Source organism: Pseudomonas sp. IT-P395 (assembly GCF_949767675.1).
GTDB lineage: Bacteria > Pseudomonadota > Gammaproteobacteria > Pseudomonadales > Pseudomonadaceae > Aquipseudomonas.
The window spans coordinates 1-13,618 of the sequence record NZ_CATKPW010000018.1; the positions used below are offsets into that span (position 1 = coordinate 1).

Here is a 13,618-nt window from a genome sequence, read left to right on the forward strand (position 1 = left end):
AAGCCGCCGTTACCGCAGCAACGGATATTCACCCAAAACCCAAAACCCAAAACCGCTAGCGCCGCTCCTCAACCCGAGACTGACTCTTACTCCAATCCGTCAACAAACTATAAGCCACCGCCAACAACGTAGGCCCGATAAACAACCCGATAAACCCAAACGCAATCAACCCGCCAAACACCCCAAGCAACACAATCACCAACGGCAAATTCCCCCCGCGACTGATCAGATACGGCTTGAGCACGTTGTCCACGCCACTGATGATGAACGTCCCCCAGATCCCGAGAAACACCGCCATCCCATACTCACCTTTCCACGCCAGCCAGGCCGTCGCCGGCACCCACACCAACGGCGGCCCCATCGGAATCAGACTCAGCAGGAAGGTGACAATCCCCAGCACCAGCGCCCCCGGCACCCCGGCAATCAAAAAGCCGATCAACGCCAGAACTGCCTGCGCCGCCGCCGTGCCGATCACCCCGTTGACCACCCGCTGCACCGTGCCGGCCACCAAGTCGATGTAATACCCCGCCCGATCACCGATCAGCCGCTGCAGCAGACTGTGTACAAACGCCGCCAGTCGCGGCCCGTCACGATAGAAAAAGAACACAAAGACAATGCTCAGGGTCAGCTCGAGAATCCCGCCGCCGATCTGCGCACTGCGCGCCAGCAGCCAGTTACCGACCTGCCCCAGATAAGGTTTGATCGACACCATCAGAGCGGCGCCCTGCTGATCGATGCTGTTCCACAGCCCGACCAGACGCTCGCCCACAAACGGCAGAGTCCCCAGCCACACCGGCGCTTCCGGCAGACCGTCGACCTGCACATCCTTGATAAACGCCGTGGCATCGCGCACATGATCCGCCAGGTTGAACCCCAGCCACACCAGCGGCGCGGCCACGAGCAACATCCAGCCCAACGTCAGAATCGCCGCAGCCAAGGATTCACGGCCATTGAGCCAACGGGTCAGCAGGCGCATCAGCGGCCAACTGGCAAACGCCAGCACCGCGCCCCAGAACAGCGCCGACCAGAATGGCGCCATCACCCAGAGGCTGGCACCAAACAACACCAGCAGCAGGATCTGCACCAGCAGGCGATCGTTATTGAGCATGTAAGGTCTCGAAAAAGTCAGTCAGGCAAAGAGTAGGCGAACACACGGCTCGTGCTCGCCAAAAACAGCTTACCGCAACAGATCGATGCGCAGGCCAGAGCCTTCGACACTGCCGGTTTCCATGCGTGCCGCCCGCACCCCCTGATTGATCAGCGCCTGGCGCCAGGCCTCGGCCTTTGGCCCTGACACCGTTACACGCAACGTCGTGTCGAGGTTAAGACCTCGGGAAATCAGCCGCAGCCAAGTGTCATCCGGCTCATTCACGCGATCAGGAAAGTCCAGCTCACCGGTGCTTTTGAGCTGACGCAACAAGGTTGCCGAAGTCGGCAGCAACTCACCCAGCGGTGCAACCGCCTCGAACTGTTCGACATGCAGATAGGCTTTGCGATTGCCACGGGTGATGCTGTAAAGCGCCACCAGCGTGTTGTCGCGCGGTGCGGCCAGCCTCAACAACAGATACGCCTGTTGTTCGTCAGCGCCGTACAACTTGGAGTTACCGAACACCTCGTTGGCCCAGAGGCTGCTTTCGCCGCAATCACGCGCCTGACACCAGAACAGCAATTCTGCGTCCTGCTTTTGCAGGGCCTCGCGGGCGGCGGTGAAGGCTTCGGTGGCGGAGTGTTCGGGGGGCAACTCGTAAGTCACCGACGTGATCTGGCCACGAGCAGTGACCTGGCCGTCGAAGCGCAGTTGCCCGCTGATCTTGCGGATCGAGCCCAGCGGGTAGATACGCTCCAGTTCAACCGGAGGGCGATAGTCGACGATCTGCGCATCGGCCAGACGCGGCACGATCTGCAGATCCTGGCTGCCCGGCACATCGGCGGCGAACGAAACGGTACTGAAACAGCACAGTGCCAACAGACTGAGTGACCGTATAGTCAGGCTCATCGGATCGGTAATGCTGGATGATTCGAGGTCGCAGCGGTGTAGAAATCCATCGTGGTTGTCTCCCATTTCAACCCGCCCAGCCTCGACAGTTGCCCGCAGCAAGTCAAGGAATGGCGAAGAACCGATTGAAACAGTCTGCGACAAGGTCGGCCCCGGCCTCATCGTTCAGGTGCAAATGGTGCCCGCCCGCCAACTGTTCCCGACTGAAGGGTAGACGCTCCAGCAACTCGGGATGTTTAGCCAGCATGCCGTCAGCCGCGACCACCAAATGCGCCGGGCAACTGACCCGCAGCGCGAAAGCCATTGCCTGTTCCTCGGTCAGGCGCAGCGGTGATGGCAAGGTCAGTCGATTGTCGGTGCGCCAGGTGTAGCCGCCCGGAACCGGCATCAATCCGCGCTGAGCCAACAACTCGGCGGCTTCTCGACTGACCGCGACTAGCCCCTTCATCCGCGCTTCGATGGCACGGTCGAGGGTGTTGTAGACCGGTTTGCGTTTGTCGCGCAGATCCAGTTGCGCTTGCAGGGCCATGCCCATGCGTTCGGCGGCGTTTTCGCCTTTGTCTGTAGGAGGAATCACGCCGTCAATCAGTGCCAGATGACTGATGCGTTCCGGTAACGAACCCGCCAACACCATCGAGACAATGGCGCCCATCGAATGCCCGAGCAGGCCGAAACGTTTCCAGCCCAGTTGCTCGGCGACCTGCAGCACGTCATGGGCGTAATCCCACAGGGCATAGCCGGCGCCGTTGGGTCGATGCCCGGAATGCCCGTGCCCGGCCATGTCCAGCGCGATGATGCGCAAGCCTTTGAGCTTCGGCGCCAGACGGGCAAAGCTGTTGGCGTTGTCGAGCCAGCCATGCAGCGCGATCACCGGCACACCGTCCTCGGGCCCGAACAAATGCGCGGCCAGTTCGATATGCGGCAGGCTCAGGCGGACTTCTTCGAAGGGCGGGCTCATGCGCAATCCTTGTCCTGGCGTTTTTCCCAACGGGTAAACAGGTTCTTCAACAACCGTGCGGTGTCCTGCGGGCGCTCAAGCGGGAACATGTGCCCGCCGGGCATGCTCAACGCCTCGCCTTGGGCCAGACGCGAAACGAAACGGGTGTGATGACGCATGACCACACGACTCTTGTGCCCGCGCACCACCGCCAGCGGCACCTGCAATTGCCGGGTGCGGCCAGGACTGGTGTGCGGCACGCCGCGATAGATGCTGATCTCGGTGGCCGGGTCGAAACGCAGGCGCAGTTTGTCGCCGACCTGATGCAAACCGTGTTGCAGGTAGGCATCGAAGCATTCCGGATCGAAACCACGGAACAGTGTCTTGCCAGCAAAATAGCTGCGCGCACTGTCGAGGTCGGCGAACTCTTCCCGCCGGCCCAGGGTGCGGCCCGCCGGGGTCAGTCTGTCGATGAAGCCAAAACGCTTGGCGGCACGGATCACCCACTGATCAGTGCGAGTCAACACGGGTGAATCAAGCATCACCACACCGCGATACAGCTCAGGGCAACGTAGCGCCGCGTGCAGGTGCAACACCCCGCCAAAGGAGTGGCCAACGCCCCACACTGGTTGATCCTGTTGCTGCAAATGGTGGATCAACTCATCGACAAGGTTGTACCAGTTGTCGTCCGCCGGGAAACGCGGGTCATGGGCATGCTGCTCCAGATGCGCAACCCGGTACTCAGGCGCCAGCGCCGCGAACAACTTGCCATAGGTGCCCGAGGGAAATCCGTTGGCGTGGGCGAAAAAGATCGGTTGCGACATGCTGGGTAAATCCATGAGCGGGAAACGTGGCGTTGATTGTCCGTAAGACCGAGTCCGGCAGCAATGACCGTAACTGCCAGGAATGATGACAGTCCGGTCAGGGCTATGGTGAGTCAGTCGGATCGCTACCCCCTCACCCCAGCCCTCTCCCCCAGGGGGGCGAGGGGGAAAGGGAGCCGATCTCCATGCTTTTCCGAATCTGTATTCGACTCGGTATCTCAGGTCGATGAAGCACGTGAAAACAACGAGGTCGACCCCCTCTCCCTCTGGGAGAGGGCTGGGGTGAGGGGCTGATCACTGAAGAAACTCACTCAACGTGCCGGCGGCTGCTCACCCAGCGGTACCACGGCCATGGTCAGCCGCGACACACAACTGGCCTTGCCTTCATCGCTGGTCAAACGGATATCCCATACATGGGTGGTGCGACCAATGTGAATCGGTTTGGCCACCGCCGTCACCCGGCCACTGCGCAAGCCGCGCAAATGGTTGGCGTTGATCTCGAGGCCGACGCAATAAAACTTGCTGGCGTCGATGCACAGATAGCTGGCCATCGAACCGACGGTTTCCGCCAGCACCACCGACGCGCCACCGTGCAGTAAGCCGTAGGGCTGATGGGTGCGATGGTCGATGACCATGCTCGCCGTCAGCGATTCCTCGTCGAACGCTTCGAAGCGGATGTCCAGCACTTCGCCGATGGTGTTTTTCTGGATCGCGTTCAACTGCTCGATGTTGGGGGTGGTACGCCACAAGCTCATCGCAGACTTCCTTTGTTGTTTTAGTGGTCGCTCAATCCTGCCACAGCACCGCCTCGCTGCGCTCGCTCCATTCTTCGAAACGCGCGCCATAGGTGTCTTCGATGACGTTGCGTTTGATCTTCAGAGTCGGCGTGAGGAAGCCGTTTTCCACCGCCCAACTGTCCTTGACCACCACCAGGCGGCGCAGGCGTTCGTGCTTGTCGAGCACGGCGTTGACCTCTTCCAAGAGTTTTTCCAGACTCGAATGCAGGCTCGCCCGGCCCTCCTCCTGATTGACGCTCGACAGCACACACAAACCCAACGGCGCGCTCAAGCCGTCTCCCACCACGCACACCTGTTCAATCCGTGAATGCACGGCCAAGCGGTTTTCGATCGGCGCCGGGGCGACGTATTTGCCTTTGCTGGTCTTGAAAATTTCCTTGAGGCGGCCAGTCAGGCGCAGGCGCTCTTCGGCATCCTGCTCGCCCTTGTCGCCGGTGCGCAGAAAGCCGTCCTCGGTCAGGGTCTCGGCGGTCTTCTGCGGTTCCTTGAAGTAGCCGAGCATGTTCGCCTGACTGCGCACCTGCACCTCGCCCGACTCATCAATGCGCACCTCGACTTCCGGGCACGGTTTGCCGATCCAGCCCTGTTTGTATTGCCCCGGCAGGCAGATGTGCGAGTAACCGCAGCCCTCGGTCATGCCATAGACCTCCAGCACATCAAGGCCAAGTTTGCGATACCAGGCGAGCAACGTCTGCGGCACTGGCGCGGCGCCGGACAGCGCCACACGCAAGGCATCCAGCCCCAGTCCCGCCAGCACTTTGTGCCCGACACGTTTGCCAATGAACGGCAGGCCGAGGAGAAAATCCAGACGCTTCGCCGGGATCTTGCTGTACACGCCCATCTGGAATTTGGTCCAGATGCGCGGCACGCCGAACATCGCGGTTGGCCGAGCTCGCTGCAGATCGGTGATAAAGGTCTCAAGGCTTTCGGCAAAGAACACCGTTTGCCCGGTATAGATCGAGGCCAGCTCAACGAACATCCGCTCGGCAACGTGGCACAGCGGCAGGTACGACAGCAGCCGGTCGTTCTCGTTGAGACCAAACAGTTGCGTGCCACGCGTCGTGGCGAAGCCGAGATTGGCGAAACTGTGCATCACCCCTTTGGGCAGGCCAGTGGTGCCGGAGGTATAGATGATCGTCGCCAGTTGCTCGGCAGCCGGGCGCGGATCGTCCTGAATCGGTGAGCTGCGCTGCAAGTCTGCCCAACTGAAATCGAACTCCCCGGGCGGATGCAGCGGCAGGCTGATGGTCGGCAGATCGGCCGGCACGCCTTTGGACATGCCCGGCCAATCGTCGAGTTTGCCGATGAAGGCGAGGACACTTTCCGAGTGATTGAGTACTTGCGCGACGGAGTCGGCGGTCAGGTTGGGGTACAACGGGACGGAGACGTGCCCGGCCATCCAGATCGCCAGGTCGGCGATGATCCAGTGTGCACAGTTTTTCGAGATCAGGGCGATGTGGCTGCCTTGTGGCAACTCGCGGGCGCGCAACCAATGTGCGGCGCAGCGGGCCTGATGGCCGACGTCGGCCCAACTCAGCGTCTCGACCTGGCCGCCGCCGATGGGCTGCACGAGGAAGCGCTGGCGCGGATGGCGGGCTTCACGCTCGTAGAACACGTCCAGCGGCAAACGGAAGGCGGCAGACATGCGACTCGCTCCTGTTTTTTGGGTCTGGAGCAAGCGTAGTCAACCAAGCAAGTGCTTGGTTGGAAAATTCAAACAAATAATTTCATGGTGTACGCCGAAACCAATGTGGGAGCGAGCCTGCTCGCGAATGCAGTCTGTCAGACACATAAAGGGTGAATGACACGCCGCTTTCGCGAGCAGGCTCGCTCCCACAAGGGATCAGCGTTACGGGTGCTTGAGGCTGTTGAGGGTCATCGAGCCGATCAGCAACTCAGGGCTTTCCAGCTCGGCCAGGCCGGCGGTGCTGACCTTCTCCGGCGGATACCCGGCGCCATGCTGCAAATAGCTCAGCAAGTTGCCCACCAACGGGTTGTGGCTGACCAGCAGCACGTTGCTCACCGACACCAGTTGATCGGTGACCTTGTCCGGATCAACCTCCGGCGTCAGCCACTCGACCGTGCGAATTTCCGGCTCGAAACCCAGCGCTTCACGAACAATCTGCGCAGTCTGTTGCGCGCGTAAATAAGGGCTGGCGTAAATCGCGGTCAGCGGCTGGCCGATCAAACGGGCGGCGCTGCTCAAGGCCTCTTTGCGACCGTGCTCGGTCAGTTCACGCTCGGAGTCGGGGCACGAGCCGTAAGGCACGGCTTCGCCGTGACGCAATACCCAGAGTTTCATAGCTTGGGTTCCTCATCTCGGACCGGATGTGGCGCCGGGGCAACGGCGTGTGGCGCTTCACCTTCCGGGGTACGCGGCGTTGGCCAGTCGGCGAACGGCCAGGGTTTCTGGTCGCTGTGGAAACTGCCGAAACGCCCGATCTGCGCCAGAAACTGGCTCAGGCTGTCGCCGAAATTCATCAGGCTGGCGCTCGGCGCGCCATAGATCAAACGATAGATCAGTTGCACCAGCACCACCGCGCCGAGGATGAACTGCGCCACTTGCCAGACCAGCACGTAGACGATCATCCACAACACGCGCAGGAGGATGGATTCGTACTTGGCTTCGGTTTTCGGATCGTTCATGGCTTGCTACTCCCGGCTCAATCAGTTGAAACCGCTGGTGGAAATAAAATCGACGTCGGTTTTCGGTTCGGCTCGCATCAGTAGACCGATCACCTGCTCCAGCGTGCGTCCTTCGAACAGGATCGCGTGCAGCCCGGCGACCAGCGGCATGTACACGCCGACTTCCTGGGATTTGGCCTTGAGCACTTTCAGCGTGTTGACGCCTTCAGCAACTTCACCGAGGCGCGACACGGCTTCGTCGAGGCTCAAGCCCTGACCCAGCGCGAAACCGACTTGATAGTTGCGACTTTTTGGCGATGAGCAGGTCACGATCAGATCACCAACACCGGCCAGACCGAGAAAGGTCATCGGGTTGGCGCCCTGATTCACGGCAAAGCGGGTCATCTCGGCCAGCGCGCGGGTGATCAGCATGCTCTTGGTGTTCTCGCCCATCTCCAGCGCCACCGCCATGCCGGCGATGATCGCGTAAACGTTTTTCAACGCCCCGCCCAACTCGACGCCGAAACGGTCGGCGCTGGCATACACGCGGAAGGTGCGACCGTGCAGCGCGGCTTGCACGGCTTTACAGAGTTCTTCGTCTTCGCTGGCGACGACGGTGGCGGTCAGCGCGTGCTCGGCAATCTCGCGCGCCAGGTTCGGCCCGGACAACACGCCGATGCGCGCCTGCGGGGCGATCTCTTCGAGAATCTGGCTCATCAGTTTGAAAGTCTGCGCTTCGATGCCTTTGGTCAGGCTGACCAGCATCTTGCCGCTCAACCGCTCGGCGTGGGCGGCGAGCACCGTGCGCAGTGCGCTGGATGGCAGCGCGACAAAACACAAATCGCAGGCGTCGAGGGTTGCCTGCAGGTCGGTGACGGCGGTCACCCCCGGCAGAATCTTGATGCCTTTGAGGTAACGCGGGTTTTCGCGATTGACCCGGATGGCCTCGGCCTGCTCGGGGTCACGCATCCACTGCCGGACTTGATGGCCGTTCTCGGCCAAAAGGTTGGCCACGGCGGTACCAAAACTTCCGCCTCCCAGGACCGCAATCGGGCGCTGTTCAGTCATATGCAATCCGTTAATCCATACCAGTGGCGATGCCGGCATTATACGGGGCAGCCCACGCGCGGCCAGCCCCTGCATCAATTACCGACACTTGTAGGAAGAAGACCAACAAAACCTAGGAAAATGCCTGCAACGTGACTGGAAAAGTCGCTGTCCTCGGTTAACATGCGCGCCAATTCTTCGCTATCAAGGTTGTGTCGTGTCTTTTGGCTCTGCGTCCCCGCGTTCGTCCGTTTTACTGGCGCTGTTGTTCAGCCCGGTAGTGCTGGCGGACGACCTGTTCCTGGACAACGAAGCACTGCCGCAGGTGCTGACGGCCACGCGCCTGAAACAGACGCCGGCAGAAGTGCCGGGGAGCATGACCGTCATCGACAGCGAATTGATCAACGCCAGCGGCGCGCGCGATATCAGTGAACTGCTGCGGCTGGTGCCGGGGATGATGGTCGGCAACATCAGCGGCAATCAGGCGGCGGTCAATTACCACGGCACCAACGCCAGCGAAGCACGGCGCATGCAAGTGCTGATCGACGGCCGCTCGGTCTATCGCGCAGGCTTGTCCACGGTGGACTGGAGCGATATTCCGGTGGCCATGGAAGACATCGAGCGCATCGAAGTCTTTCGCGGCCCGAACACCGTCAGCTACGGCGCCAATGCGCTGATGGCGGTGGTCAACATCATCACCCGCCACCCGGCCGACAGCCACGGCACACGGTTGAAGTACACCCGTGGCCAGCGCGGCATCAATGACTTTTATGCCAGCCAGGGCACCGGCTGGAATGGCGGTGACTTGCGCCTGTCGTTGTCCGGGCAGGAAGACGACGGCTTCGACAGCGATCGCAGCGGAGCCGATTACCGTGACAGCCGCCGCTTGAACCGTTTCAGTCTCGCGGTCAGTCACACCCTCAGCGACAACCAGAGCCTCGATTGGCAGGTCAACGCCAAGGACGGCAGCAACCAGCGGCCTTACACCTACCGCCCGGTTTTCTCCGGGATTACCGCCGCCGGGAACAATTCCGACGTGGTCGCCAAGGATTACGCCGGCTCGGTGCGCTGGAACCTCGACATCAATCCCGAACACAGCCTTTATATACAAGGCTCGGCGCAACACTGGGATCGTCAGCAAACCTGGCGCGCCTGCGATGCCGAGGTATCGTTCAGCCCCGAACTGACGCAGTTGTGGCAACTCAACCCGAATTACACCGAACGTCTGGCGCGCAACATCACCCGATTCACCGGCCCCGGCGCAGCGCCCGGCACCCCGCAGGAAATGGCCCTGGCCAATCAGGTGCTTGATCAATGGCGCAACGGTGCCAGCCGGACCCTGTGCGGCGACATCGACCAGAGCGCCCGCGAATCGCGTTACGACCTCGAATTGCAGGACACCCTCAGCCTGTCCGACAGCCTGCGACTGGTCAGCGGCATGAACTACCGTTACGACCGCGCCGACTCCGAGACTTACTTCAATGGCACGCTGGATGACACCACCTGGCGCGCGTTCGGCCAACTGGAATGGCGCGCCACGGAACACTGGCTGTTGCAGGGCGGCGCGATGTTTGAAAACACGCAACTGACTGGCAGTTCGCTGACCCCGCGATTTGCCGTCAATTACCTGATCAACCCGCGCCACGGCCTGCGTGCGGTGTACTCGGAGGCTATCCGCTCGCCGGACATGTTCGAGAACAACGTCAACTGGAGCTATCAGGTCAGCAACCTGCGGCCCTCGGCCTACGGCCAGTCGTCGGCGCGCTACTTTGTCAAAACGCGTGGCCCGGGCGATCTCGATCAGGAACACATGCGCTCGCGCGAACTGGGTTACAACGGCTATTTCGCCGAGTTGGGCCTGGCCCTGGATGTGAAGCTGTTCTACGACGAGATCACCGGAATGATCAGTGAGCCGCTGCGCAACAACCAATACATCGCGAGCAACGCCAACAGCTCACGGTTTCGCGGCACGGAAACCCAGCTCGACTGGCGCGTGAGCCTCGCCGATCGCCTGCGCTTCACCTACGCCTTTGTCGATGCCGAGGCGAGTAACCCACTGGATCAGCAATTCACCTCGCGCAACAGCGGTTCGGCCGGCTGGCTGCGCGATTGGGGCCACGGCTGGAACAGCGCCCTCTTCTATTACGGCGACAACGCGCTCAACGGCTACCGTTTCGAACGCGTCGACACGCGCATCGCCAAACGCATTGCGCTGGGCAAAGCCCAACTGCAACTGGCCGGCGTGCTGCAACAGCGCCTCGATCATGAGCCGACCACTTTCGTCGACAACAATTACGACGAACGCCGGGTGATGTATTTCAGCGCCGAGCTGGAGTTCTAGGATGCACTACGGGCCGTCACGGAAGCTGCCAACCTTTGGCCACTGGCTGGCCGGGGTGTGTCTGTTTCTGACCGCATGGCTGCATGGCGTGGCGGTGCAGGCGGCCGATATTCTGTTGACCGGCGCCGAGGAAAGTCCTGGCGTGCAAGCGTTCGTGCAGGCACTCAGCGAATTGCGCCCGACCGACAACGTGCGTTTCCAGCCACTGGCCAGTCTGCCGGCACCGGGCAAACTGCCCACCAGCCTGCGCCTGATTCTACTCGATCTGCCGAGTCTCGACTGGCGTCTGCAAGAACCACAAGGCCCGGCGACACTGGTGCTGCGCATCAGTCGCCTGCAAGCTCGCCAGCGCCTGGGCAACGCGCAACCGGCGCATCTGAGTTTGCTCTGGAGTGATCCACCGCTGAGCCGACAGTTGCAGTTGATCCGACGCATTTTGCCCCAGGCCCGGCGGATCGGCGTGCTGTTCGATCAGCACAGTGAATTCCTCCTCAAGGAACTGAATCTCGCCGCCGCGCCGCTGAACCTGCAAGTCGTCAGCCAGCGCTGGGACAACACCCACGACAGCCGCCCGCTGCAAACCGTGCTGAAAAACAGCGACGTGCTGCTCGGGCTCGACGACCCCGATCTGTACAACCCGAAAACCGCGAAAAACCTGCTGCTCAGCAGTTACTCACGGCAAGTCGCGCTGGTCGGCCCCAACGTCGCGTTCGTTCGCGCCGGCAGCCTGGCCAGTACGTACAGCGATCAGAACGACTGGCTGGCGATGCTCGACCAATTGCTCGACCAACCGCCGGCCACTTGGCCGCGAACCCTCTACCCCGCACGTTTCAAAGTCTCAAGTAATGCGCAGGTCGCTCGTTCACTGGGTATCGAACCGTTGAATGAAGCGTCTGTCGCCAGCGCGCTGGCTGAAGGAGAACACCGCCCATGAGTTTCCGTCGCCGTTGGGACATCAATACCCGCACCCAGCTGATCAGCCTGGGCCCGGCGTTGTTGCTGACCCTGCTGTTGATCAGTTTTTTCACCTTCGTGCGCATTCAGGATTTGCGTCAGGAGTTGAACCACACCGGCCAACTGATCGCCAACCAACTGGCACCCGCCACCGAATACGGGGTGATTTCCGGCAACAACGAAGTGCTGGAAAGCCTGCTCAAAGCCACACTGGCCACGCCCAATGTGCGTTTTCTTGAAGTGCAGGACAGCGCCAACCGGATTCTGGTCTACGTCGAACAACCCGCAGCGGCGCACGGTCGACCGCATCAGGTCGAAGTATTCCAGGCACCAGTGCGCCTGCAACGCATCGCCCTGCACAATGATTTCTTCCAGGACGGCAAGGTCAGCAATAGCGGGGCCAGCGAAGATTATCTGGGCCGGGTGATCGTCGGTCTGTCCAACGATGCCTTCAGTCAGCGCCAGCAGGAAATCCTGTTCAAGGCCGCAATTCTCGCGCTGTTCGCCCTGCTCTTCACGTTTGTGTTGGCGCGGCGTCTGGCCGGCAGCTTGTCGCAGCCGATCCGCGATATCGGTGACGCGGTGAAGGCCATTCAGGACGGCGACTACAAAACGCCGCTGCCGATCGTCGATGACACCGAACTCGGCGCGCTGTCGCAGCACATCAACAACCTCGCCCAGGCGCTGGAACAAGCCAGCCGTGAGCAACATCAAGCCATGGCGCAACTGATCCAGACCCGCGAGGAAGCGGAAAAGGCCAACAACGCCAAGTCCGATTTCCTGGCGATGATGAGCCATGAACTGCGCACGCCCATGAACGGTGTGCTGGGCATGCTGCAATTGCTGGAAACCACCGAGATGACCGAGGAGCAGGTCGAGTACGCCGCCCTCGCCTCGGAGTCCACCGAACACCTGCTGAAAGTCATCAACGATATTCTCGACTTCTCGCGCATCGAACGTTCCGAGCTGGAACTGGAGCACATCCCGTTCAACCTCGCTGAACTGATCGGCGCCTGCGCGCAGTCGTTCCAGCACAGCGCAGTGCAACGCGGCCTGGCTTTGAATCTGCGCATCCCGGACGACATGCGCGGTTTGCAGGTGCAGGGCGATCCGACGCGGATCCGGCAGATTCTGGTCAACCTCGTCGGCAATGCGCTGAAGTTTACCGAGCAGGGTCGCGTCAGCATCGAGGCGCAGTGGCAGTCGCTGGATCACGAATTGTTGTGGTTCACCTGCTCGGTGCGCGACAGCGGCATCGGTATTTCGTCAGAAAGCCTGGAGCTGATGTTCAACGCCTTCCAGCAGGCCGACAGCTCGATTTCGCGGCGTTACGGCGGCACCGGTCTCGGTTTGCCGATCGCCCGTACACTGGCCGAACGCATGGGTGGCACCTTGCGCGCGCAGAGCGAAGAAGGTCGTGGCTCGGTGTTCACCCTGGAAATTCCGCTGGCCCTGTATAAGCAGGCGCTGCCGGCACTGACCGCGCCGCGAGCACTGAACGGCAAGGGCCATGGCGAAGGGCGCAATGTCTTGCTGGTCGAAGACAACCCGGTGAATCAGACCGTGATTGAAGCGATGCTGCGCAGTCTGGGCTTTACTGTCAGTGTTGCCAGCGATGGCGCACAAGCGGTGCGCAGCGCCGAGGGCAGCGACTTCGAAGTGATTCTGATGGATTGCCGCTTGCCGATTATCGATGGCTACGAAGCGACACGGCAGATCCGTCTTCTGCCGGGTCGCAGCGAAGTGCCGATCATCGCCCTGACGGCCAACGCCTTGCAGGGTGACCGCGAAACCTGTCTGTCGGCGGGCATGAACGATTATTTGGCGAAGCCGTTCAAACGTAATGATCTGCAGCAGATTCTGCAGCGCTGGGTGTCGTAGTGTGGGCCTTTCGACCATCTGCGACTGGCATGAAAAGCGAAAGTGCGGCAGTCTTAGGCACCCGAACGAGCCTCAAAAGGGGCTTGAATAAAAATTTCAGTGCACAAGTGTACATTCATGTCCTTGGTGCTGTGACTTTCACCACAACGCAATAGTCTATGAGTAGGCTGCCGGTTCGAGGCATGAACGCTTCGAACGGTCGGGAAGATTTGCCCC

Annotated in this window: 12 protein-coding genes; 3 read left to right on the plus strand and 9 right to left on the minus strand. The window is 61.0% G+C overall.

Annotation, left to right across the window (positions count from 1 at the left end):
* Positions 1–55: 55 nt before the first annotated feature.
* From ACM6IN_RS14705 to ACM6IN_RS14745, 9 genes are all read right to left on the minus strand, one after another.
* Positions 56–1,108 carry an AI-2E family transporter gene (locus ACM6IN_RS14705; protein WP_007917454.1) on the minus strand — a complete coding sequence of 351 codons (1,053 nt, stop codon included), beginning with the start codon at positions 1,106–1,108 and terminating at the stop codon, positions 56–58.
* A gap of 69 nt (positions 1,109–1,177) precedes the next feature.
* Complete coding sequence (locus tag ACM6IN_RS14710; RefSeq protein WP_042704990.1) at positions 1,178–1,984, minus strand: DUF4892 domain-containing protein; 807 nt, start codon at positions 1,982–1,984, stop codon at positions 1,178–1,180.
* A gap of 115 nt (positions 1,985–2,099) precedes the next feature.
* On the minus strand, positions 2,100–2,954 hold the full coding sequence (locus tag ACM6IN_RS14715; protein WP_007917457.1) for an alpha/beta hydrolase: 855 nt from the start codon (positions 2,952–2,954) through the stop codon (positions 2,100–2,102).
* Positions 2,951–3,757: an alpha/beta fold hydrolase gene (locus ACM6IN_RS14720; protein WP_007917459.1), complete on the minus strand. Its 807-nt coding sequence runs from the start codon at positions 3,755–3,757 to the stop codon at positions 2,951–2,953. The genes ACM6IN_RS14715 and ACM6IN_RS14720 overlap by 4 nt, the downstream gene beginning before the upstream one ends.
* Before the next feature lie 311 nt (positions 3,758–4,068).
* The gene (locus ACM6IN_RS14725) at positions 4,069–4,512 is read right to left on the minus strand and encodes a hotdog fold thioesterase (RefSeq protein WP_042560476.1); all 444 of its coding nucleotides are present in this window, start codon (positions 4,510–4,512) and stop codon (positions 4,069–4,071) included.
* Positions 4,513–4,543: 31 nt separating this feature from the next.
* Positions 4,544–6,199, minus strand: a complete 1,656-nt coding sequence (locus tag ACM6IN_RS14730) for an AMP-binding protein (protein ID WP_414916262.1) — start codon at positions 6,197–6,199, stop codon at positions 4,544–4,546.
* Positions 6,200–6,403: 204 nt separating this feature from the next.
* Positions 6,404–6,856, minus strand: coding sequence for a phosphohistidine phosphatase SixA (sixA, locus tag ACM6IN_RS14735; RefSeq protein ID WP_007917466.1), 453 nt, complete (start codon positions 6,854–6,856; stop codon positions 6,404–6,406).
* Positions 6,853–7,200: a DUF4389 domain-containing protein gene (locus ACM6IN_RS14740; protein WP_008087808.1), complete on the minus strand. Its 348-nt coding sequence runs from the start codon at positions 7,198–7,200 to the stop codon at positions 6,853–6,855. Before ACM6IN_RS14740 ends, sixA begins: the two co-directional genes overlap by 4 nt.
* A 21-nt stretch (positions 7,201–7,221) precedes the next feature.
* Positions 7,222–8,247: an NAD(P)H-dependent glycerol-3-phosphate dehydrogenase gene (locus tag ACM6IN_RS14745; protein ID WP_095114424.1), complete on the minus strand. Its 1,026-nt coding sequence runs from the start codon at positions 8,245–8,247 to the stop codon at positions 7,222–7,224.
* 196 nt (positions 8,248–8,443) lie between these two features.
* On the opposite strand from ACM6IN_RS14745, the gene ACM6IN_RS14750 reads away from it, so the two are divergent.
* From ACM6IN_RS14750 to ACM6IN_RS14760, 3 genes are read left to right on the plus strand one after another with little or no spacing between them, the layout of a single operon-like run.
* Complete coding sequence (locus ACM6IN_RS14750) at positions 8,444–10,567, plus strand: TonB-dependent receptor plug domain-containing protein (RefSeq protein WP_007917469.1); 2,124 nt, start codon at positions 8,444–8,446, stop codon at positions 10,565–10,567.
* Between the two features lies 1 nt (position 10,568).
* On the plus strand, positions 10,569–11,501 hold the full coding sequence (locus tag ACM6IN_RS14755) for an ABC transporter substrate-binding protein (RefSeq protein ID WP_123376382.1): 933 nt from the start codon (positions 10,569–10,571) through the stop codon (positions 11,499–11,501).
* The gene (locus tag ACM6IN_RS14760) at positions 11,498–13,402 is read left to right on the plus strand and encodes an ATP-binding protein (protein ID WP_123376383.1); all 1,905 of its coding nucleotides are present in this window, start codon (positions 11,498–11,500) and stop codon (positions 13,400–13,402) included. The genes ACM6IN_RS14755 and ACM6IN_RS14760 overlap by 4 nt, the downstream gene beginning before the upstream one ends.
* The last annotated feature ends 216 nt before the right edge of the window (positions 13,403–13,618 follow it).

Excerpts from the sequence above, each read along its gene's own strand:
- ACM6IN_RS14705 (WP_007917454.1), bottom strand. The coding sequence starts at position 1,108 with ATGCTCAATAACGATCGCCTGCTGGTGCAGATCCTGCTGCTGGTGTTG.
- ACM6IN_RS14715 (WP_007917457.1), bottom strand. The coding sequence starts at position 2,954 with ATGAGCCCGCCCTTCGAAGAAGTCCGCCTGAGCCTGCCGCATATCGAA.
- ACM6IN_RS14720 (WP_007917459.1), bottom strand. The coding sequence starts at position 3,757 with ATGTCGCAACCGATCTTTTTCGCCCACGCCAACGGATTTCCCTCGGGC.
- ACM6IN_RS14725 (WP_042560476.1), bottom strand. The coding sequence starts at position 4,512 with ATGAGCTTGTGGCGTACCACCCCCAACATCGAGCAGTTGAACGCGATC.
- ACM6IN_RS14730 (WP_414916262.1), bottom strand. The coding sequence starts at position 6,199 with ATGTCTGCCGCCTTCCGTTTGCCGCTGGACGTGTTCTACGAGCGTGAA.
- sixA (WP_007917466.1), bottom strand. The coding sequence starts at position 6,856 with ATGAAACTCTGGGTATTGCGTCACGGCGAAGCCGTGCCTTACGGCTCG.
- ACM6IN_RS14740 (WP_008087808.1), bottom strand. The coding sequence starts at position 7,200 with ATGAACGATCCGAAAACCGAAGCCAAGTACGAATCCATCCTCCTGCGC.
- ACM6IN_RS14745 (WP_095114424.1), bottom strand. The coding sequence starts at position 8,247 with ATGACTGAACAGCGCCCGATTGCGGTCCTGGGAGGCGGAAGTTTTGGT.
- ACM6IN_RS14755 (WP_123376382.1), top strand. The coding sequence starts at position 10,569 with ATGCACTACGGGCCGTCACGGAAGCTGCCAACCTTTGGCCACTGGCTG.
- ACM6IN_RS14760 (WP_123376383.1), top strand. The coding sequence starts at position 11,498 with ATGAGTTTCCGTCGCCGTTGGGACATCAATACCCGCACCCAGCTGATC.